The organism is Nocardia macrotermitis, assembly GCF_009604405.1.
Classification (GTDB): Bacteria; Actinomycetota; Actinomycetes; order Mycobacteriales; family Mycobacteriaceae; genus Nocardia; species Nocardia macrotermitis.
The window spans coordinates 13,771-35,243 of the sequence record NZ_WEGK01000016.1; the positions used below are offsets into that span (position 1 = coordinate 13,771).

At 63.9% G+C, this 21,473-nt stretch carries 19 protein-coding genes and 2 pseudogenes; 15 read left to right on the forward strand and 6 right to left on the reverse strand.

Going from position 1 to position 21,473, the window contains the following annotated elements:
• Nucleotides 1–52 precede the first annotated feature (52 nt).
• The 12 genes from NRB20_RS29665 (at nucleotide 53) to NRB20_RS29720 (ending at nucleotide 9,136) form a co-directional block, all read left to right on the forward strand.
• Entirely contained in the window at nucleotides 53–919 is an 867-nt protein-coding gene (locus NRB20_RS29665) for a DUF5753 domain-containing protein (protein ID WP_153414726.1), read from the forward strand.
• A 4-nt stretch (nucleotides 920–923) separates the two neighbouring features.
• The gene (locus tag NRB20_RS29670; protein WP_153414727.1) at nucleotides 924–1,262 is read left to right on the forward strand and encodes a DUF397 domain-containing protein; all 339 of its coding nucleotides are present in this window, start codon (nucleotides 924–926) and stop codon (nucleotides 1,260–1,262) included.
• Between the two features lie 37 nt (nucleotides 1,263–1,299).
• Nucleotides 1,300–1,701: a hypothetical protein gene (locus NRB20_RS29675; protein WP_153414728.1), complete on the forward strand. Its 402-nt coding sequence runs from the start codon at nucleotides 1,300–1,302 to the stop codon at nucleotides 1,699–1,701.
• Nucleotides 1,702–1,802: 101 nt separating this feature from the next.
• Nucleotides 1,803–2,381, forward strand: coding sequence for a hypothetical protein (locus NRB20_RS29680; protein ID WP_153414729.1), 579 nt, complete (start codon nucleotides 1,803–1,805; stop codon nucleotides 2,379–2,381).
• A 701-nt stretch (nucleotides 2,382–3,082) separates the two neighbouring features.
• Nucleotides 3,083–3,379, forward strand: coding sequence for a hypothetical protein (locus NRB20_RS29685; protein ID WP_153414730.1), 297 nt, complete (start codon nucleotides 3,083–3,085; stop codon nucleotides 3,377–3,379).
• The gene (locus tag NRB20_RS29690; RefSeq protein WP_153414731.1) at nucleotides 3,376–4,995 is read left to right on the forward strand and encodes an alpha/beta hydrolase; all 1,620 of its coding nucleotides are present in this window, start codon (nucleotides 3,376–3,378) and stop codon (nucleotides 4,993–4,995) included. The genes NRB20_RS29685 and NRB20_RS29690 overlap by 4 nt, the downstream gene beginning before the upstream one ends.
• A 98-nt stretch (nucleotides 4,996–5,093) precedes the next feature.
• Complete coding sequence (locus NRB20_RS29695) at nucleotides 5,094–5,567, forward strand: hypothetical protein (protein ID WP_153414732.1); 474 nt, start codon at nucleotides 5,094–5,096, stop codon at nucleotides 5,565–5,567.
• A gap of 35 nt (nucleotides 5,568–5,602) precedes the next feature.
• On the forward strand, nucleotides 5,603–5,986 hold the full coding sequence (locus NRB20_RS29700) for a hypothetical protein (protein WP_153414733.1): 384 nt from the start codon (nucleotides 5,603–5,605) through the stop codon (nucleotides 5,984–5,986).
• Nucleotides 5,987–6,047: 61 nt separating this feature from the next.
• Entirely contained in the window at nucleotides 6,048–6,419 is a 372-nt protein-coding gene (locus NRB20_RS29705) for a hypothetical protein (RefSeq protein ID WP_153414734.1), read from the forward strand.
• Entirely contained in the window at nucleotides 6,412–7,041 is a 630-nt protein-coding gene (locus tag NRB20_RS29710) for a DUF3558 domain-containing protein (RefSeq protein ID WP_194290049.1), read from the forward strand. The genes NRB20_RS29705 and NRB20_RS29710 overlap by 8 nt, the downstream gene beginning before the upstream one ends.
• Nucleotides 6,981–8,429, forward strand: coding sequence for a RodZ family helix-turn-helix domain-containing protein (locus tag NRB20_RS29715; RefSeq protein WP_153414736.1), 1,449 nt, complete (start codon nucleotides 6,981–6,983; stop codon nucleotides 8,427–8,429). Before NRB20_RS29710 ends, NRB20_RS29715 begins: the two co-directional genes overlap by 61 nt.
• Nucleotides 8,426–9,136 carry an ESX secretion-associated protein EspG gene (locus tag NRB20_RS29720; protein ID WP_153414737.1) on the forward strand — a complete coding sequence of 237 codons (711 nt, stop codon included), beginning with the start codon at nucleotides 8,426–8,428 and terminating at the stop codon, nucleotides 9,134–9,136. The genes NRB20_RS29715 and NRB20_RS29720 overlap by 4 nt, the downstream gene beginning before the upstream one ends.
• 242 nt (nucleotides 9,137–9,378) lie before the next feature.
• Here NRB20_RS29720 and NRB20_RS29725 read toward each other — a convergent pair whose 3' ends face one another.
• Nucleotides 9,379–10,542 carry an RNA-guided endonuclease InsQ/TnpB family protein gene (locus NRB20_RS29725; protein WP_319945565.1) on the reverse strand — a complete coding sequence of 388 codons (1,164 nt, stop codon included), beginning with the start codon at nucleotides 10,540–10,542 and terminating at the stop codon, nucleotides 9,379–9,381.
• A 22-nt stretch (nucleotides 10,543–10,564) separates the two neighbouring features.
• On the opposite strand from NRB20_RS29725, the pseudogene tnpA reads away from it, so the two are divergent.
• From tnpA to NRB20_RS29740, 3 genes and pseudogenes are all read left to right on the forward strand, one after another.
• Nucleotides 10,565–10,980: pseudogene (gene tnpA / locus NRB20_RS29730) on the forward strand (IS200/IS605 family transposase).
• A gap of 726 nt (nucleotides 10,981–11,706) precedes the next feature.
• Nucleotides 11,707–13,941 carry a hypothetical protein gene (locus NRB20_RS29735; protein WP_194290050.1) on the forward strand — a complete coding sequence of 745 codons (2,235 nt, stop codon included), beginning with the start codon at nucleotides 11,707–11,709 and terminating at the stop codon, nucleotides 13,939–13,941.
• A 126-nt stretch (nucleotides 13,942–14,067) separates the two neighbouring features.
• Nucleotides 14,068–15,063, forward strand: coding sequence for an acrylyl-CoA reductase family protein (locus tag NRB20_RS29740; RefSeq protein ID WP_153414739.1), 996 nt, complete (start codon nucleotides 14,068–14,070; stop codon nucleotides 15,061–15,063).
• Nucleotides 15,064–15,186: 123 nt separating this feature from the next.
• Here NRB20_RS29740 and NRB20_RS29745 read toward each other — a convergent pair whose 3' ends face one another.
• From NRB20_RS29745 to NRB20_RS29765, 5 genes and pseudogenes are all read right to left on the reverse strand, one after another.
• Nucleotides 15,187–15,972 carry an enoyl-CoA hydratase/isomerase family protein gene (locus tag NRB20_RS29745; protein WP_153414740.1) on the reverse strand — a complete coding sequence of 262 codons (786 nt, stop codon included), beginning with the start codon at nucleotides 15,970–15,972 and terminating at the stop codon, nucleotides 15,187–15,189.
• 72 nt (nucleotides 15,973–16,044) lie between these two features.
• Nucleotides 16,045–17,112, reverse strand: a complete 1,068-nt coding sequence (locus NRB20_RS29750; RefSeq protein WP_319945566.1) for a DNA polymerase IV — start codon at nucleotides 17,110–17,112, stop codon at nucleotides 16,045–16,047.
• 78 nt (nucleotides 17,113–17,190) lie between these two features.
• Nucleotides 17,191–18,438 (reverse strand): glycosyltransferase family 2 protein, encoded by a 1,248-nt coding sequence (locus NRB20_RS39070; protein WP_264766395.1) that lies wholly within the window; start codon nucleotides 18,436–18,438, stop codon nucleotides 17,191–17,193.
• 392 nt (nucleotides 18,439–18,830) lie between these two features.
• Nucleotides 18,831–19,319, reverse strand: a pseudogene (locus tag NRB20_RS39695) (hypothetical protein); the annotation flags it as partial.
• A gap of 159 nt (nucleotides 19,320–19,478) precedes the next feature.
• Nucleotides 19,479–21,098, reverse strand: coding sequence for an FAD-dependent monooxygenase (locus NRB20_RS29765; protein ID WP_153414743.1), 1,620 nt, complete (start codon nucleotides 21,096–21,098; stop codon nucleotides 19,479–19,481).
• Between the last annotated feature and the right edge of the window lie 375 nt (nucleotides 21,099–21,473).

Consider the following 21,473-nt stretch of genomic DNA (forward strand, 5'->3'; position numbering starts at 1 on the left):
TATTGTTCAGACTGCCCGAACGAGAGTCTCCGAACGAGAGTCGAGGAGTGAGATGGCCCGCACGTCGCCCACTGTCGCCAACTGGGAACTGATGCTCCGAGTCCGTGAACAGGCCAAACGTCGCGGAATCAAGTCGAAGGAGATCTTCGGGAAGCTGTCGATCACCCAGCAGTACTGGTCACTACTCAGCAAGGGCAAAGGACTGCTGACCGAAGATCGATTGCAGGTGCTCGCGCCGCTGCTGGGATTCGACGCGGACGAACTCGCCGAACTGAGCGAACTTCGGGCCGCGGCCGAGGAACGAGGCTGGCAAGCCGAATATTCCGGCATGTTCCAGGACGAGCTCTTGCGCTACTACGGTCTGGAAGACGGCGCGCAGAGCATTCGCAGTTTCGAATTCGGTGTCATCCCAGGACTTTTGCAGACAGAGGAGTACATCCGAGCCATCATGTCGTCGATCACCGCGACCGGACGGCCCAGCGAGGCGGAGCAACGAGTCCGAGCACGCTTGCAGCGGCAACGCCTGCTCGAGGGGCCGGACCGGGTGCAGATGTCAGTCGTCATCGGGCAAGCACCCCTGATGCAACAGGTGGGTGGCCCCGAGGTGCAACGCCGTCAATTGCTCCATCTGGTCGAGCTGGCCGATACCCTCGGCGACTCCTTGGATATCCGCGTAATCCCTTTCGACGCAAGGGGATCGATAGCCGCATTGAACACCGCGACCTTCCACCTCCTGAACTTCGCCAGCACCAGGATGCCAACGCTCGGCTGGCTCGAAACAGCGGTGTATGGCTTGGTGGTCGAGGAAACGAGGCGGGTCGCGGAGCTGAGCTTCCTATACGATCGAGTGCATTCGGTTGCGCTCAGTCGCAAGGAATCTCTGCGTCTGATCGAACAGACAGCTCAGCAGATAGGGTGATCGCATGTACACAGCCTGGTTCAAATCCACCCATTCCGGATCCGAGCACACCTGTGTCGAAATCGCTCATCGAGCCGAGGCAGTGCACATCCGCGACAGCAAATACGTCGGCCCGTCCGATGATCAGCCGATCGTGTCCATCGCACCCGACCTGTGGTCCGCCTTCCTGCACCTGGTCCTGAGCGCAACCTCGGCCAGCTTGGACGACACGGTGTCCATCGCACTGCATCCCGCCGGCGGCGCGACGATCGTCGGCGGTTCCACGGCATTGGTCTACACCGCTGCCGAATGGGACGCATTCACCAAGGGAGTCGCGGACGGTCAGTTCGACCGCGTACGCTGATTCCGTTGGCCTTCAAGGGGAATCGTCAGGGGGCATCGTGAGTGAAGAGCCGATTGCGAACGCCGAGGTCACCGCTGCGCCGGAGGCCACCGAACCCAAACCGATGACAGTCGAGGAGTACACCACCCGGCTGACCGACTCCTGGAACAGGGTTGAAGAGCTGGCCGCCGACTTCGCCGCCAACCTCACGGATATCTGGTGGCAGGACCAGCCGGCCAGCGGTGCTGGCATGGATATGCAGACGTCGGCGGCAATGCTGGCCGCCCGCATGGCCAACTTCGACCCTGGACGCAACGCTCAGGAATTCATCCACCTCGGCACCATCGCCTTCGCCCAGCGGGTACAGCAGCGAGCCCGTGACGAAGTCGAGGAGATCGGCGAGATGTACCGCGAGTGGAAGGCCGAGCCGGATCAGCAGGGCGACGGGGATTCACCATAGGGACGATCGGCTGGGCTTGCACTGAAAGCTCAGCGGGACAAGGGGTTACAGGGGGTGGGCGACATCATCGCCGCAGACGAGGATCAACCAGGAGCCATCGAATGATCCTCGCACGCAAAGGGATTGGCGCGACATTCGTTGCCTTGACGGCTGTTGCCGGGCTGCTCGCCGGATGCGGCCGGGAGAACAACAGTGGTGTACAGATGAGCACCACATTGACCGAGTCTGCCGCACGGAACCGTATCGACACTTACCTTCTCGATACCCTGCGAGGATTGCCGTCGGGTGTCGGGTTGTCCCGCACACCCGATCATCCAGACCTGAGCTCGTTCGGTCCTAACGACGCCGCGCTCACTGTCCCTTGCGACGACAACAACGATGATCCCCGACACCCCGTACAAGCTGTCATCGCATACTGGATCACCGGTGTTCCCCGAGGTCAGGACAACCACTACTTCGAACTGACGCGCACCTATTGGACCGACCGCGGATACCGGTTGAATCCGGACTCCACCAGCGACTGGGCATCGGTGGATACCCCCGACCGCTATTCACTGTCGATCGAGAGTGCGGGCAAAGGCTATGGCTCACTGAGCATCACGGCCGGATCCCCCTGCTTTCCACAGGCCGCCAAGGGCACGACCACTCCGCAACCGACCGAACTCGAACGACCGTCCTGACACCCGCCCCTGCAACGGCCCACGCCTGACGATCCGGCACTTTCCGAAAACAAAGTCGGCTTACCTCCTACGCCACCAATCCGCAGGACATACTGTCCACCCCCGCCCGACACCGACACCGACGGCGACGGCGACGGCGACGGCGACGGCGACGGCGACGGCGACGGCGACGGCGACGGCGACGGCGACGGCGAATGTTCGCACAGGGCAATAACTTCGAAGAACTCGACGCTGCGGTGTAGTGCATCCAACCTGCGCTGGAACCGGATCGCCAGCCTCATCCTCGTGGAGGACATCCGCGCGATCGTCGACGCCGAAAACAGCCTTTGTAGCACGACCATGATTGCGGCGGACATCATCCGCCGGGTGTAGGCCGCCACCGTACCGGACATGTAATCCCAAGCCGAACAGGCGATCCCGACGTTCACCGATCACGACGCCGCACGGCCGCATGCTGCGCGGATCGACCGGAACCGGTGGTACGCGGAATAGGGCGACGCCACTTCGGAGACCGCAACCATCCCGGATGGCTCGAAAGCCGAGCGCTACCGTGTAAAGATGGGAAGCCATGTATAGATGGCCCACACATGGGAGGGGAGGCATGGCACGGCTGTGCAGCTGTGGCAGGCGGTGAACGCGGGTGCGTTCACGCCGAAATCGAGCAGAACCCGTAGTCGCAACTCAGCTCTCAGGGGGATACTTTGAGCAATTTTCTCCAGGCCGACCTCGATACGTTGCATCGGCTCGGCGGCACCCTCGCCGGTCATTCCGATGCGATCGCGAAGATCAAGGTCACCGGTAGTGTGACCATGCCGAATTCGCCGGTTCAGGGCTCGGCTGATCAGATCGCCGATGCCGTGTCGAAGGCGTATGCCCTGATCGGAGACAACATTCGCCAGATGTCGGAGGGCGCGAAGACGGCGGCCACGACGTATGAGGAGACCGATCAGGCTTTCGCCGCGCAGTTGCATCGGTACACCGGCGGTGCACAGCGATGACGACCATCAGCCATGTGCGGAACTGTCGACCGGCCACGATGGCCACGCTCGCGGCGAATCTGATCACCCAGAACGACACCTTCTCCGCCGAGGTCGGGCAGATGAACCGTGACGTCGATACGGCGATGAACAGTTGGAAAGGTGATGCCGCCACCGCTGCGTCGGCTCGCGGGTTGGCACAGGAACTCGCCGCGAATCACCTTGCGGGGACGGTCGTCACGCTCGCCGACGCGCTCAACACCTACGGTGGCGAACTCGACGGCTACCGGACCTCACTGCTGACCATCGTCGACACCGATATCCCGTTCGCGGGCATGACCGTGGACGACGAAGGCAACGTCACCGCCCCCAAAGCCCCCGCGGCGGCCGCACCGGGTAAGCCGCTCGTGACGGTTCTGCTGCAACAGAGTCTGTCGGGGCAGGCATCCGGATTCCAGACCCGGATCAAGAACCTGCTGACCCAATTCGGGGATGCGGAAACCAAAGCGGCACAGGCAATCACGACCGATCTGCAAACGCTCGCCACCTACGAGAAGACTCCGGATGCCGCGCCGGTGCGCTCGCAGGTTCAGGACATTCTCGACGGTAAATCGCAACTGCCGACCGATCCGAAGAAGTTGCACGATTTCTGGGAGACTCTGACTCCCGCTGAGAAAGACGCGCTCTACCAGCACGATCACTACCTCGGTAATCACGACGGGCTGCCGACGGTGGACCGTGATCACTACAACCGGCTGACGCTTCAGGACGAACTCACTCGCGCACAGAACGGTGACCCCACCGTCAAGGACAAGCTGGGTGACCTGAAAACCGTTGCGGCAGAGGTGAACAAACCCGACCGGTACCTGATGTTGCTCGACAGTCAGAGTGGCAAGAATCCGCATGCGGCTATCGCCAGCGGCAACCCGGACACCGCGGCAAACGTCTCTACCTACGTGCCGGGCACCTCGTCACGACCATCATCTATCGACCGCGAGATGACGCGGGCTGACTTCATGCGTAGACAAGCCAATCTTGCCGGGGCAAATAATACTTCGGTGGTTTCCTGGTTGGGATATGACGCACCACCAGGATTGACAAATGCTACGCAGCGTCATTACGCCGACGATGGCGCATCCGCACTGGACAAGTTCCAAGACGGCTTGCGGGCCTCACACGATGGTTCCCCGTCATACAATACGGTGGTCGGACACAGTTATGGAACCACGTTGGTCGGCGATGCGGCCGCACACGGACGCAGTCTCAATGCCGATGCCGTAGTCTTCGTCGCCAGTCCGGGCACAACTGTTGATAGTGCCGACGAACTGAATTTGACCGGTGTCCCACACAACGAAGTTCAAAACCACGTATATGCCACCGAAGCACAACATGACCCCGTACCGCAATACGCCGAAAGCCAGATTGCGCGATACACACCCGGCATCGATGATTACGGCACGAACCCCACCGACAAAGACTACGGTGCACACGTATTCAAATCGGATCCCGGCAGCGCAGATTGGTACTACTACAACTCCGATACACACAGTAACTACTGGGATCCTGACAGCAAGTCACTGCAAGGCATGGGCGACATCATAGCCCAGCACGGCGATCAAGCGATGGCGATAAAATGAGAAATCGGAATATCCACTCATCGCTTGTCGCCTTGACAATCACGCTGACCACTGTGGTTGGAATGCTCACCGGATGCGAGACCGATAAAGGAGGACGGATGGATATGACATTGACAGAATCCGTTGCGCGAGAACATATCAATACTTATCTGCTCGACACGTTACGGAAATTGCCTTCAGGAGTACAGCTATCGGCAACTCCCGACAACCCGAATCTCGCCACACTCGGCCCCGAAATCGTGATCAACGTGCCCTGCGACGACAATAACGATGATCCTCGCAACCCCGTGCAGACGACAATCGCTTACTGGATCGCAGGTCTCCCTGGTGGTCAAACCGATCACTACTTCCAGGAAATACGCGATTATTGGACAGGCCGCGGTTTCCGGCTGAACCCTGACTCCTCCTCCAGTTGGGCAGGAGTGAGGACCCCGGACGGCTATTCATTGGTGATCAAGAATGCCGGGAAAGGTGATGGGTCACTGAGTATCACCTCGGGGTCTCCCTGCTTTCCGAAGTCAGGAGAGGGCACGACCACTCCGCAACCGACCGAACTCAGACGACCGTCCTGACGGCCGCTCCCGCAACCGACCGAAAGGGTTGACGGATGTTCCCGCAGAGCAACAACTTCGAAGAACTCGGGCTCAAAGTGCAACGCGCACAACAGGCGTTGGAGCGGATCCGCGGCGTCGGCATGGTGAAGGGCATCCGGGTGACCGTGGACGCCGAGAACAGGCTCGTCGCACTGACTTCGGACGAGGAGGACATCATCCTCCGGGCGTACGAGGCTGCCGTGGCGGACAAGCAGGCCCAGGCCGAACAGGCGATCGCGGAGTTGCAGGCCGACCCTCGGTTCGAGGCGATCTCGACGTTCACCGATGCCAACGCGACACAGGCGCACGCTGCGCGGATCGAGCAGGACCAGCGGTACGAGGAAGACGACGACGCCTACTTCGAGGAGCGCAACCGTCAGGGATGGCTCGAAAGCTGAGCGGTACCGTGTAAAAATGGTAGGCCATGTATAGATGGCATCCGGTACGGGAGGGGACGGCATGGCACTCGGGCAGGGCGCGGCTGCGCAGCTGTGGCAGGAGGTGAATGCGGGCACGTTCACGTTGACCGTTGAAGCCGCACACGAGGTCGCGGGGCATTACCAGTGGATCGCTGACGAGATGAGGCAGCGCGGCACAGAGGTCGCATACCTACAGAGGCTCGACGGCTTCGGAGGGTTCGATTCGGCCAAGCATCTGCAATCCGGCTTCGAAACCAAGGCCGTACAGGCATTCGACGCCTTCAAATCGGCGCAAGAGTCTGCGCTGCGGATGAAAGCCGCAGTCCTGCAAGCGGCCAAACTCACCCAGGAAGTCGATGCGGCGAATGCCGCAGCAACCAGAGCGGCGAGCAGAAAGATTTCCGATGCCTAGATCCGGTGCACTGGCTTCTCTCGCGGCAATCAGCCTGATATTGACTGCCTGTAGTACAGGCGATAATCAGTCCGCAAATACGACTTCCACAGGCTCGGCACCATCGAGTACGGAATCTACATCGGCTAGACCCACGCTGACGGCAGCCAAACTACAACCACCGTCACAGGATAACGAATACACGAAATCCAGCGGTCGCCCCAAGGTTGTCTTCGACCCGTGCACCTGGATTCCCGATGATGTGATCTCAAAAATCGGATACGACCCCTCCACTCGCAAACGCCAGTTCGACGTCGCAGCCGAATACACTTTCCTCACCTGCCAAGTAACCAATTCTTACAGCGATCTCCAGCTGACGTCCGGCAACATCACCATGGATGAGGACAGGCAGAGGTACGCAGGTAAAGTCAAAATAGCAGACACCACTATAGATGGTCGTAACGCCATAATTCTCCACAAGACGAATGCCGATGAATGCGACCTGGACATGCAGACCAAAGTCGGATACTTCGAGGTCTCCATACTCATCGACGATGCGAGCAACGTCAATGGCGTCAAGTCGTGCGATCACATAACGGACATCTCCACCCTTCTGGAAACCTTTGTAGGCAAGGACAACTGAGCATGACTACCGACAGCTCAGATCCAAATTTCACGAACTCCCTGGCCGCCAGTATGAGTGGCGATCCCAAGATGACTGTCGACCTGTATCGGAAGAACCAAGCCGCACAGGCATCGGAGAACACCGCAAAGGACGCGGACAAACTGCTGACCGATGGCGGCCATGATGCCGACTACATCTCGGCGGGGGTTCTGGAGTCGTTCCTGACCATGAAGCATCAGACGATCCTCGACGGCGTGAGCACCATGCAACCCGGCACAATGCAGACATTCGCCCAGGCATGGACCAAAATCGCCGACGCAGTCATGTTCAACAGCATGGGCTTGAATTCCAAAGTCCAGAAATCCCTTTCGGACGGCAGCTGGCAGGGCGCGACCTCCGACGCCCTCCAGAACGCGACACGACGCTTCGTCAACGAGCTGACCGATATGCACAACGTGACGCAGAGTGTCTCCTCCCGAATCACGAGCGCGGCCTACGGCGCGGAGGTGGTCAAAGGTGCCGTGCCGCCCATTCCGGCGGCCCCCTCACCCGCGATCCCGACCGGCTCGGACAACCCTGCCGCCGTCATCGGCCATGTCACTTCCGCGTCCGAAGCCGAACAGGCCGCCCAGCACGCGATGGTCAACTACTACGTGCCTTCGTATCAGCCTGCGGGGCAACAGGTTCCAACCTACGTCCCACCGAAGGACCCGAACGGCACTCCGGGGCCGAGCACTCCGCAGAGCAAACCTGCCGTGACATCCAGTGGCCCCGATACGAACACGAACCCCACCGACAAGAAGAACCCGTCGGATTCCACCGACAAGTCCGACAGCACCAACCAGCACAAGACCGATCCCGCCGCCGCGAAACCAACAGATTCGACTGCGCAGCAACAGAATACGACGCCTTCATCCAGCAACCAGGCATCCACCACACCGGCGGGCGTCGATACGGCCGGAAAATCACCGACGGGCCTCGACTCCAGCAGTGCCACACCGGGTTCGAGCACGTACGGCAATTCGACCGCAGGTGGCGGCAGCGGCATCTCGTACACCGGCGGTTCAGGTGGTAATTCGTCCGCGCGTCCCGAATCCGGTCGCAGCGTCCCGGGCACCCCCGGTACCGGCAGCACCACCACGAACGCAGCCACCGCGACCCGTTCCGCTGCGGCAACCTCCGCATCGAGCATGCCCGGTATGGGCGCGCCTGCCGGGAAGGGAACCGGCAAGGAGGACCGGGACCGCAAAGGCAATCCCGAGTTGCTCGTCCACGAGCGCAACAAGATCGACCTCGTCGGCGAACCGGTTCCGGCGGTACCTCCGGTGTTCGGGGAAAAGCGGCCCGCCCCGCCGGACCGCGACAAGGAACGCCCACGCGGTGACAAGGACGACAGACGGGCATGAAATGGGAATTCACCCCGGCTGAACTGCTCTATGCCTGGGGACAGATCCGCTGGGATCGCATCCCGGCCCCCTTGGCCGTCCACCCAACCGTGGCGTCACAGGACGAATGGGAGGCCATCGACCAGGAGCTGCGCGGACGTCTCCCGGTGTTGCAGGACCCGGATCTGTTGCCCGTACTGCGGACCGCCGCCGATCCGGACACATCGCTGACACTGGTCGGCGCACGTAAGAACCCCCTGCGGATCTACGGTGCCGTGACCGAGGACATCGGCGTCACAATGGTGCAGCGCGCAGGCCCGACTCCGGACTCCGGCGGCAACATCATCGTCCAGGTCGGCTCACCGGCACTACTCCCCAAAGTCGTTGCGGCAGTGGTAGGTGAAGCACCAGCCGGTCGACACCGAGCGATGGTCGAGACCTGGGAGCGCGTACAGGACGAGTGGCCGGAAACCTGGATGGTCACCGACCAACCACCACTCGCCGACCGCATGCGCAGCCTGCTGGCCGCCCCCAGATCAGGACACGGCCACATCGAAGTCCGCCTCGACCGCCACGCCGACCGCCCCCACCCACCCCGCTACATGAGCTGGTTCGACGTCCACCGAGACGGCCGCTACACCTACACCCGCCAATACGCCGATTTCCGCATCGACCCCTGCACCCCCGACAGATTCCACCGCATCCTCACCCGCATGCTGACACCGTGAGCGTCACCGAGCCGAAATCCACCCACCAGCCACAACCGCACATCCGAACTCGGTCAGGACAGTCGGATGCAGTCGATACCGAATACCGGAAGCGAAGAGTCGGACGATGTCGCCTGCGTGACAAGTCATTCCGGTGACCACGTGGCCGGCCAGCTCACACACCACGCGTTGACGTCCTCCCCGCCCTGAAGGGTGGAGATTCCTACCAGCGGCATGTGCCGCTCTCGGTGGGTTACTGCTTCTCAGCCAAGTGCCGGAACGAGTTCCGGTCTTACCTCGGCTCCACAGTCGTTTCGTCTGTCCGCCCGTCCGGCGGCCAGAATGTTCTTCGCGGCATTCAGATCCCGATCGTGAGTAACACCGCAGATGCACGTCCATTCCCGGACGTGCAGTCGTTTCTTCTCGCCGATCGCGCCACATTCGGAGCACATGCGTGTCGAGGGAAACCAGCGATCGACCTTGCCGAATGTCCGACCGTACCGAGCCGCCTTCTCCTCGAGCAACCGGGTGAACATGGCCCAGCCCGCATCGTGAACCGACTTCGCCAATCTCGTGCGCCCCAGACCCTTGACGTTCAAGTCCTCGACGTAGATCCCTTGATTTTCGCGAACTATCGCCGTGGAATGCTTGTGCGCCCAGTCTTTCCGGGTGTCGGCAACCTTCGCGTGCGCCTTCGCGACCTTCAGTCGCGCCTTGGCCCGGTTGTTGGAGCCTTTCTCCTTGCGGGACAACGCTTTCTGCGCCTTGCGGAGCCTGCGTTCGGCCTGCCGCAGGAATCTCGGCGACGCGATCGTCTTCCTGTCCGACAACACCGCGAACGTCGACAACCCCAGATCGATACCCACCTCGGACTCCGAGGGCGGCAACGGGTCGTCGTCGATCTGCACCACGAACGACGCGAAATACCGGCCTGCCACGTCCTTGATCACCGTCACCGACGACGGTTCGGATGGCAAGTCCCGAGACCAGCGCACCGGAATGTCCCCGATCTTCGGCAACCGCAGCTTGCCGCTGGAGGTCACCGCGAACCGCGCGTTCTTCGTGAACCGGATCGTCTGCCTGTTGTCCTTGCGAGACCGGAACTGTGGCGGTGCGACCTTCGGACCTTTCCGTTTTCCGCTGACCGACGAGAAGAAGTTGCGGTAGGCAGTATTCAGATCCGCCAACGCTTGTTGCAGAACCACGCTGGACACCTCCGCCAACCACGCCCGCTCCGGAGTCTTCTTCGCCTCGGTCAGGCGCTTGGACAACTCCGCATCCGGCAGGTACGGCGACCGGCTCTGATGCGCTTCCCGACGAGTGGCCAGCGCATCGTTGTACACCACCCGCGCGCAACCGAACGCCTGAGCCAACGAAACCTGCTGGCCGGGCGTCGGGTAGACGCGGAAGTTGTACCGGAGTTGCACACTCCCACACTACCATTGGTTTATGGCTGACTATGAGTCGATACGCACTGGCAGGCATTGTGTTTTCGTGTTGCACGCTCACTTGGTTTTTGTCACCAAGTATCGGCATCGGGTGTTCAGCGACCAGCACCTGACCCGGATGGAACAGATCATGCGAGACGTGTGCGCCGACTTCGAATGTGAGCTGATCGAGTTCAACGGTGAAGCCAACCACGTGCACCTGCTGGTGAACTTCCCGCCCAAAGTCGCGCTCTCGCGGCTCGTGAACTCCCTGAAAGGTGTGTCGTCGCGGCGGATGCGGCAAGAGTTTCCCGAACTCGTCCGCCATTACTGGCAGGCGAAACGCTGTGGTCGGGTTCCTACTTCGCCGGATCGGTCGGCGGTGCACCAATTTCCGTTCTCCGCCAGTACATCGAGCAGCACAAACGCCCGGTTTAGGGCACGCTCGGGCCTTGGCAGCCCTCCCACGTGGACCTTCACCACCGCCCTGAAGGGCGGCGCACTGGCCCACACACGGTAGCCGTTCGGCCCGACTATCGCCCATGATTCGTAGTCTCATCCACCGTCACGGTAGCCCGGTTTCCGGATTCCAGAAGTATCGTCAGCGCACCTCGCCGACGAGATCTGCACCCGCATCACCAGGATCGCGCCATCACTGCCGGCCATCATCGGCTGCGCCGAGGTGACCGCAGCGAAGATCATCGGCGAAACCGCCGGCGTCGACCGATTCCGATGTGGGCCAGTGTGGTCGGCTCCGGTGGTCTCCGACTTCCTCCCGGCCGGTGCGTCGGCGACAACTTGCCGGGTGCAGGTCTGATGCGACGCGAATCACGTTCCGGGAGTATGGATTTCCATCTTCGATAGCTGGTGCGAAGCAAGCTGGGAACATCAGCGGCAGCGCATCGGGACAGGTGTCATCGATACCGCATCGGTCGGATCTCGAGAAACAGAATGGGCGATATCGCGCGCACAGGATGGGTGCGCAGGCCGCTGGAGGTGACGGGTAGTCGGATCATGTGCTGGCGGTGAGGCTTTCCCTTATGTCCGGAGCCGATGGGAGGCGTCGGGCGGAACACCGGCGACGGAATCGGGAAACGCCACTAGGGTGAGGTGCCATGGATATCGCGTCGGCCGGATCATCGGGAGGCGGTGTCCGTGTCGCGGATGGGTGATATCGCGCGCACAGGGTGGGTGCGCGGGCCGTTGGGGGTGGCGATCGGGCTCATCGTGGTGCAACTGGCGGTTCGCGGGTGGGTCGCCGGGCGAGGGTTCTTCTACTGGGATGATCTGATTCTCGCCGGGCGGGCCGGGCGATTTCCGCTGTTCTCGACGAATCTGCTGCTGTACGGCCATGACGGGCATTTCATGCCCGCGGCATTCGGGGTCGCCTGGGTGATCACGCGGTTGGGGCCGTACGTGTGGACGGGACCGGTGATCTCGATGCTGGTGTTGCAGTTGCTCGCCTCGATGTCGGTGTTGCGCATGCTGTTCGTGCTGACCTCGTCGGGATACGGGTCCGGTGATGACGGCAAGTCGGCCGGTCAACATGTGGACGCTGATGGATCGCGTGGTAAGCGCACGAGCGATGTGCGTGAATCATCAGGGCGATCGGGCGATGCTTCGGCGGTCATAGGGTCGGGTGCCGATCGACTGGGCGGTGTGCCTGGTGAGGTCGCCGAGTCTGCCGGAGCACATGGTGGTCGAGCGAGCAACGAGTGCGAATCGTCAGGGGGTTCAGCCGATCTTGCCGGGACTGCCGTACCGCGTGGTCGGCAGACGGGCGATGTGGATGAGTCTGCCGGAGCACATGGTGGTCGAGCGAGCAACGGGTGCGAATCGTCAGGAGGTTCAGCGGATCTTGCCGGGGTTGCCCGGGCGGGCGATGTGGATGACTCGGGGAACGTTGCCGCATCCACGAATGCGCGTGGTGGGTCGGCGGGTGCGGATTCCGGATCGTCGGGGCAGCGCATTCGATGGGTGGTGTTGATTCCGCTGGTGTTCTATCTGTTCTGCCCCCTGACGTTGCCCGCGTTCGCCTGGTGGTCGGCGGCGTTGAACGCGTTGCCGTTGCAGATCGCGCTGGCGTGGGTGGTGGCGGATGCGGTGTTGCTGGTGCGGACGGGGCGGGTGCGGTACGCGGTGTCCGGGTGTGTGGTGTTGGTGGGGGCGCTGCTGTTCTTCGAGAAGTCGGTGATCGTGCCGTTCGTGGCGTTCGTCGCGGCGGTGCTGATCCGGTATGTCGACGGGCGCGGGCGGGCGATTCGCACGGTGGCGCGGCGGGGCGCGGAGTTGTGGATCGGCTCGGCGGTGGTGGTGATGTGTTGGGGAGCAATATATCTCACGGTCGTGCACGTCTCGGCGGTGCGGAGTACGCCGGCGGGGGTGCGGGCGCTGCTGCATCACGCGATCTCGCGGGGGGTGGTGCCCGCGCTGGTGGGCGGGCCGTGGGGGTGGGAGCGTTGGGTGCCATCGACGCCCTGGGCGGTGCCGCCGGCCTGGGCGGTGGCGGTGGCGTGGGTGGTCGTCGGCGCGGTGGTGGTGTATTCGCTGCGGACGCGGCGTCGGGTGTGGCCGGTCTGGGTGGCGGTGGTGGTCTACGTGCTGGCCGCGCAGTTGCCGGTGGCGCTGGTGCGGGGTGGGCCGAATACCACCGATGAGCTGACCCAATCGTTGCGTTACCTGGCTGATCTGGCCGTTCCGTTGACCGCGGCCGGTGCCGTGTTGCTGCGGGCGAGGCGGCGGGCGGATCGACGAGAACTGCGGCCGCCGCTCGTGGTCGGGCTGGTTGCGGCATTCGTGGTGAGCAGCATGTGGTCGACGATCACCTTCAGCCGGTCGTGGTCGGTCAACCCGACTCGCGTCTACCTCACCACCGTGAAGTCCGAACTGGCCGCGGGCGGCCCACCCCTGCTCGAACAGGAGGTGCCGTGGAATGTGTTGAACCCCTTGGCATATCCGCTGAACCGGATCAGCGTGGCACTGTCCCCGCTCGCACCCCCGAGCATGTTCGCGCACGCCACACCCCGGCTGCGGATGATCACCGACGACGGCCGGATCGTGGACGCCGCGGTCTGGTGGAACCGCGGCGTGCGCAAGGGGCCGGTGCGTGGCTGCGGCTATCCGATCTCCGGTGCCCAGCCGATCCCGATCCCCCTCGACGGCCCGATGATCGATAACGCCTGGACCGCACAGATCAACTACCTGGCCAGCGCGGACGGCCGGATCAGCGTCGCCCTCGAACACGGCGAGACCATCGTCGCACCCGTTCGCGCGGGTCTGCACACGGTCTACGTGCGCGTCATCGGCGGCGGTGGTCTGCTGCGAATCGGTACTCCCACACCGGGTTTGCACCTGTGCCTGGGCGCGGGACCGGTCGGCGTCGCGTCCTACTCGCGCTGATCGATCGGTGTCGTTCCGCACACCGGCTGTGGTGATTACCCGGTGGAAAGGGTGCGGCTTCGGAGAAGGGGTGCGGCTGTGAATCGATGCTCGCTCGGGAGGCGTGGCCGCCCTATGCTCGGATCCATGGCGTTCTGGGCGATGGTGGCACACGAGACGGACGACGGGGTCGTGCTGGCGCGGGAGGAGGTCGGCGACGACTTCCTCGGGCCGGGCACGGTGACGATCAAGGTGCACTATTCGAGTGCGAACTTCAAGGACGGGCTGGCGATCACCCCCGGTGGCGGGGTGGTGCGCAACTACCCGATCATCCCCGGAATCGACGTGATCGGCGAGGTGTCCGCGTCGGCGGATCCGGCGTTCGTACCCGGCGATCCGGTGATCGCACACGGCTACGGCATCGGCGTCTCGCAGCATGGCGGATTCGCCGAGTACGCACGGGTCCCCGCCGAATGGGTGGTCAAACTCGAGAGCCTGTCCCTGCGCGAGGCCGCGGCCCTGGGCACCGCCGGATTCACCGCGGCGATGAGCGTGCAGGCCCTGTTGGACCGCGGACTGGCCCCCGAGGCCGGCCCGGTCCTGGTCACCGGCGCGACCGGCGGCGTCGGCAGCGTCGCGGTCGACATCCTGGTCGGCCTCGGCTTCGAAGTCATCGCATCCACCGGCAAAACCGATGCGGGCGAACACCTTTCGGCACTCGGGGCGAAATCGGTGATCGGCCGCCTCCCCGAGGATCCCGAGGCGAAGATCCGCCCACTCGGCAAGGCACAGTGGGCCGCGGCCGTCGACAGCGTCGGCGGAAAATCCCTCGCCTACATCCTCAGCTCGATCGAATACGGCGGCGCGGCCGCGGTCAGCGGCCTCACCGGCGGCACCGGCCTACCCACCACGGTCATGCCCTTCATCCTGCGCGGCGTCGCACTACTCGGCATCGACTCGGTCCAATTCCCCATCGACCACCGCCGCACCCTCTGGACCCGCCTCGGCAAGGACCTCAAACCACAACACCTCCCCGCCCTCGAGAACTACGCCCCGATCACCGAGGCCGCGACGGTCCTGCGCGCCATCCGCGAGGGACATCACTCCGGCCGCACGGTATTCGGCGTGGCCGGGGAGTTCTGAGTCACCGAATCGGTTTCGGACAGCGGGTCCGGATGCCGGGTCGTTCGTGATGGACAGCGATCGAATTCGCCGCTGTCCATCACGATGACGATGGAGCCTGCCCGCACGTGGCGGGTGGGACGCTCAGTCGAACTTCGGGGCGCGTTTGCTCAGGAAGGCGGCTATGCCTTCGGTGCCGTCGGGGGAGGAGGCGGCGGCGGAGATGAAGGCGGATTCGCGGGCCAGTTGTTCCTCGAGGGTGTGGTCGGGGCTCACCAGCAGGAGTTTCTTGACGTTGGCGTTGCTGTGGCGGGGGCCGTCGGCGAATTGGGCAGCCAGGGCGTCGACGGTGGCCGGGAGGTCGGCGTCGGGGACCACGCGGTGCAGGAGGTTCCAGTCCAGGGCCTCGGTGGCGGACAGGACTCGGTTGAAGTACATGAGTTCCTGGGTGCGGCGGATGCCGATCAGGCGGGGCAGGTAGTAGGAGGCGCCGCCGTCGGGGCTCAGACCGGCCTTGGTGTAGGCCATGGTGAAGGAGGCCGATTCGGCGGCGACCACGATGTCACCGGTCACCGCAAGGCTGAAACCCGCGCCCGCGGCGGTGCCGTTCACCGCGACGATCAGCAAGGCCTCCATCCGCGCGAACGACGAGATCGCCTCGTGCAGATTGTCCGCCAGATGCTTGACGTACGGTCCCGCGCCGCTCTCCTGCGCGGCCATCGCCTTCAGATCGCCGCCCGCGCAGAAGAATCGGCCCGCGCCGGTCAGCGTGACGACCTTCAGCTCGGGATCGTCGGCGACCAGGGAGGCCACCTGCGCCAGCTCACGGCCCAGAACGTGGTTGATGCCGTTGGCCGCCTTCGGTCGGTTCAGGGTGATCCGGGCGATGTTCCCGGTGCGCTCGAACTCGATCGTCTCGTACTGGCTCATCAGGACTCCCTCTCCATATGCGTCCACATCCAATGTGACATACCGCGCATACGGTGTGGCTACTCGGGCGGGCTATTCGGGCAGCAGTTCCAGGCGGACGCCGAGCAGCCGAATCGGACGATCCAGCTCGAAGCGGCCCAGGATCGCCAGCGCGGCCTGCGCGATCTCGGCGACATCGGTGGTCGGCTCGGGGAGTTTGCGCTGTTTGGTGCGGGTGTAGAAAGTGTTGGTGCGCACCGTGACTCCCACCCGCACGGTGATCCGGCCGTTCTCCGCCACCTCCTGCGCCACCGCGGTCGCCAGCCGCAGCACCGCGGCATCCAGCTCGGCGCGTTCGGTGAGATCCTGCGGGAAGGTCTCGGATTTACTGTGTCCCACCGGAATTCGCGGTTCGGTGATCACATCGGTATCACCAGCGCCCCGGCCCAGCAGCCACAGATAGGGTCCGGTGCCGGGACCGAATTCGGCGGCCAGCACCTGCCGATCCGCCCCCGCGAGTTCGGCGACGGTGGATATTCCCAGGTCGGCGAGGCGTTTGGCGATGCGGGTACCGATACCCCACAGCGCACTGGTCGGGCGATCCGACATCAGCTCGAACCAGTTCTCCCCGGTGAGCCGGAAGATCCCGGTGCCCGCGTCGGCGACCTCGACTTCCGAATCACCGGATTTACCCACCGATTTCGCGAATCCGGTGGCGAGTTTGGCCCGAAGTTTGTTGTCCCCGATACCGATCGCGCAGGTGAGATCCAATTCCTCGATGGCACTGCGGATCTCGCGGGCCAACCCTTCGGGATCGTCGGTGTCGGCGGCCAGGAACGCCTCGTCCCAGCCGAGCACCTCCACCCGCACCGGGAAGGTGCGCAGCAGCTCAATCACCTCGTCGGATGCCTCGGAGTACGCGGCCATGTCCAGCGGCAGGAATATCCCATCCGGACATTTGCGCGCCGCACTGCGCAATGGCATCCCCGCGTGCACCCCGTACCCGCGCGCCGGATAGGACGCGCAGGTCACCACCTTGCGCGGCTCCTGCGGATCACCGTGACCACCCACGATGACCGGTTTGCCGCGCAGTTCCGGGTGACGGCGAAATTCCACCGCCGCCTGAAACTGATCCAGATCGACGTGCAACAACACGCGCACCCCGCCTCTCCGCGTCTCCGGCGTGTAGCTGGGCAACCTCCCTCAGCCTAACGTCGCCGCGCCGATACGCGGCGCGGATCAGATCTCGTCCAGCACGCGCCGCCAATCGGCGCCGTATTTCGCGCCCAGCACCAGGTCCTCCTGGGCGAGGGCACGGTTGTTGTACTCGTCGAAATCCGTCATGGACTGATGCTGGACGTGGTGGATCCGGGCGCGACTGGTGACGACGCTCCGCAATCCGGCGCGTCTGATGCGGTATCCGTAGTCGTGGTCGGTGCCGTAGCCCATCACCATGTCCAGATCCCAGAAGCCCAGCCGTTCGATCGTCGAACGCTTGATGAGCGTCGCGGTGGGCTCGAGCAAGGGCAGGACCGTGGCGACCTCGTCCACATGCTCCATGAACGGATGCGTCGAGTTGTGCTGCGGGGCGATCTGCGCGTAGTCGTCCGAGGAGAACAGCACGTCGACCAGGTTGCGCAGCACGGCATTTCCGTAGTCGAAGCTCACATCGGAATTGAGCAGCCAGAAGGCGTCATAATCGTCACGGGCCGAGGCGATGCGGTATCCGGCGTACATTCCGTTCGTGAAACCCAGATTCCGCGGCAGTTTGTCGGTGGCGAACAGCGGCGGCTCATCGGACCCGTTGTCGATGACGTACACCCATTTGCGGCCGTAGTCGAGGCGGTGGTTCAGATAGCCCGCGAGTTGGTTCGTCATTTCTGAGGTATTGAAATTCAATACGATGATGGCGATATTCGGTTCGTCGCCCGGTCGACGCTGCGGAATCGGCCGTAGCGCGCTCGGAGATATTCTCCCGCACGGATTGTCGCCGCCCGACGGGGTCGGCGCGAGCTGATCGTCCGGCGGCCCGGAATTCTCGAAATCTCGCACCTCGTCGTCGGTGGCGAGTTTGTTCTCCAGGGCGAGCTGCCAGTAGCGCTGGAGGATCGGATGATGATCCAGCGCGCTCGCCTGTTTGCCGGAGGAGAGATGAGCGGCAAGGAAATTCGGGTGGATACAGTGCCGACGTCGCAGGTAGGTGGGTATCTGCACGGACAGGGCGTGCTCGTCGTCCACCATGTTCGCGGACATGTACGACAGGTCCCGGCCGAGCCAGGAGACGAAGTGCATGGCCAACCGGCCCGACCATTCGACGGGTGTCGCCGGAATCCGCTCGAACAGCTGTTGATTGTCGACGAAATGATGGTGCAGAGCGGCGGCCAGAGTGGCGCTCTCCCACAGGCTGCCACCGAATCCACCGGGGGTAATTCCAATTCCATCAGGCTCGTCGGTATCGCTCCGGATTGCTGCTGGTGGTAGGCGCACACGTTGTTGTTGATCACGTTCGCGGACACCAGGAAATACTCCGGATGCGCGAGGCGGAATCGGAGGAAATCCTCCAATTTGTCGAGCTGGAGATAGACGATGTCGTCGTCGCATTTCAGGAATACGGTGTCGGCGTGATGGTCCGCGCGGGCGGCGTAGAAATGGATCGCTTCGGCGAATCCGGCGCGCCATCGCTCGGTGCCGTGGTAGAGGTATTCCCGCGTATCCGGGAGTCCGGTGAAACGCCATTCGCCGTCGGTTCCGTATCCGGTCTTCACGTGGACGTCGTATCCGGCGGCAGCGATATCGGCATCGCAGCGGAATATGGTGGCACCGTCGATCGTCAGGGTCAGGCTCGATGCGTCGAGCGACAGCTCGACGTCCCGAAACATGTTCGCCGACAACACACCCGGCGTGAACACCTCGGTCAGGACGGTCGGCTCGTCCGCTCGATCGCCGTCTTCACGCACCAGGAGTTCGACGGTCTCGACCTGCCGGAGTTGGGTGCGCTCGTTCGACCAGCCGCCGATCACGATCTCCAGCGAGGGGGAATTCTCCTGCCGGGCCCGCAGGCCGATATGCACGTCGTGACCGGCGCGCACCCGCGCACCCCACGGCCCCGACGCCGGATCGATGCCGCCCGCCGCACGGTATTCGAGGTCGTCCGCGGTGCGGCCCGGATGCGGGAAACGTGCGCGCAGCCAGTCCGCCTCGTGATCGTCGCGGGGCAGGCTCCAGACGTGCCATTCGTCCACGAGTTGCCGGTCCAGCGCCTCCCGCACGTAGCGCGCCAGCAGCTCCATTCGATCCCGGCGACCGCCGAAGGTGACCAGTACCACGGATCGGCCGTCGATGATCGACATACCGCGATCCTCTCCCATCGGCCGGACCGTCACAACTCGAATTACGGCGGATTCCAGTGTGGTTGGGCTCGCTACCAGGGACGATGCGGTTCCGAACCTACGTCTGCGGCGGCTGTCGCGCGCGTGGTCCGGCCGGTTCACGCGTGACCGGCCGGACGTCGGCAATCGGTGATCCCGTCAGACGGACTGCATCGGAACATCCACTGCCACATCGGCTTTCACGGCCAGACCGGTGACGATGCGGAGGGTGTCGGTGAGAGACGCGGGCGTGAGCCCGGTGTCGGAGCGGGCGGCGACGTGCATATCGGGCCGGACCAGCAGTGCACCGCCCGCCGGGAGATCGGTGCTGGTGGACCAATCGCCCTCGGGCAACGCGTGAACGGCCAGCTCGATTCCGGTCTCCCGCTGAGCTCGGGCGGCGGCATCACGCCAGGGAGCGGAGGTGCCCGCGACGAGCAGGGCGAAACCGGGACCGCACAGGTCCAGGGTCGAAACGGTTTCGGCGGCGTCGACCCACCGGTGCGGGATGCGAGTTCCGTTCTGCCCCTTCAACTCCGGCACCTGTAGCGGCGCGCTGGACTCGGCCGCGACGGCGGACGAGGAGTAGCGATAACGCACCATCACATCGCCGATGTCGAGCCGCCGGGCCACATCCGCGGCGTTGTCGGGGGTTTCGATGCCGTACCGCGCCAGGAAGTCGGTGCCCAGCCGTGCCTGCTCTGCCGCGACCAAAGCACGCGGACGACGTTCTGCCACATAGGAATCCAACAGCGCGGGCCCAGCTGCGCCGGACAGTACCGCAGCCAGCTTCCACGCGAGGTTGTGCGCGTCGGCGATGCCGGTGTTGCCGTTGTAACCGCCCCAGGGCGCATGCCGGTGCGCGGCGTCACCGGCCAGGAACACCCGGCCGCGCCGGTATTCATCGGCCACGAAAACGCCGGTGTCCCAGGCACTTCGGGCCAGCACCTCGACCTCGAGCTCGGGTGCTCCGACCATCTCGCGGATCAACTCGACGCAGCGGCGCTCCGGATAGTCCGCGAGCGTCTCGACGTCCGGATCGTATTCGATGTGGAACGACCACTCGTCGGTGTTGTTCTTCGACAGCACCAGCCCGCGCACCCGCTCCCCGCTGATCTCGCACTGGCTGAAGGACTGCCCGCCCAGGATGCCGGTCAGATCGGTGTGGGCGAACACGTTGATCAGATGATGCGTCGGCGGCAGCTCCCAGCCGCCGATCCCCAACGCGCGACGCACGGTACTGGCCGCGCCGTCCGCGGCGACGAGATAGTCCGCGCGCAGTATGGTCTCGGTGCCGTCGGCCGCGCGCAGGGTCGCGTGAACGGCGTCGCCGTCGTCGTGGAAATCGGTGAGCTCGACGCCGAAGCGCAGGTCACCGCCGCGACTGCGGGCCAGGTCGGCCAGCACCGGTTCCAGCAGCACCTGCGGCAGGAACAGGAAGTTGGCCGGACTCGGATCGGCGGCGGCCATCGCGGCGGCGACGTGGGACAGGTCCAGCGGCCGCGCGTCGGTCAGCGCCGACCCCCGCCAGGCCCCGCCGAACTTCCCCTTGGCCAATGCCGTCGCGGCGACCTGCTCGAGCCGCGCCCCCACCCCGATCTGCCGGAAGATCTCCGCCGACCGCGTGTGCACACCCCGCGACCGCGGCAGCACCGACATCGCCGCTCGCTTCTCGACGAGAACATAAGGGACACCGTGATATTCGAGCAGCAACGCGGCCGAGAGTCCGACCATGCCACCCCCGACCACCAGAACCGGAACATGCTGTTCAGTACTCATGCGGCCATCGTCCGCACCCCCGCTTGCACGAACCTTGCGCCGCGATCACACGCACATGCGTCCCGACCCGCAGCACGCATACCGTGACACACAGCGCGTTCCCATCGATCACACGCAGGCAGCAGCCGCGATGCCGTCGCCCCCGGATTGCACCGCAGCCGTTCCCACAGCACGCAGACCTGGCCGAACGGATCGATCACACCACACGCGGTATCCGGCCACACCGTCACACCACACGCGCTATCCGCCTACGCCGTCACACCACACGCGGTATCCGGCCACACCGTCACACCACACGCGCTATCCGGCCACGCCGTCACACCACACGCGGTATCCGGCCCCACCGTCTCACACCACACGCGCTATCCGCCCACG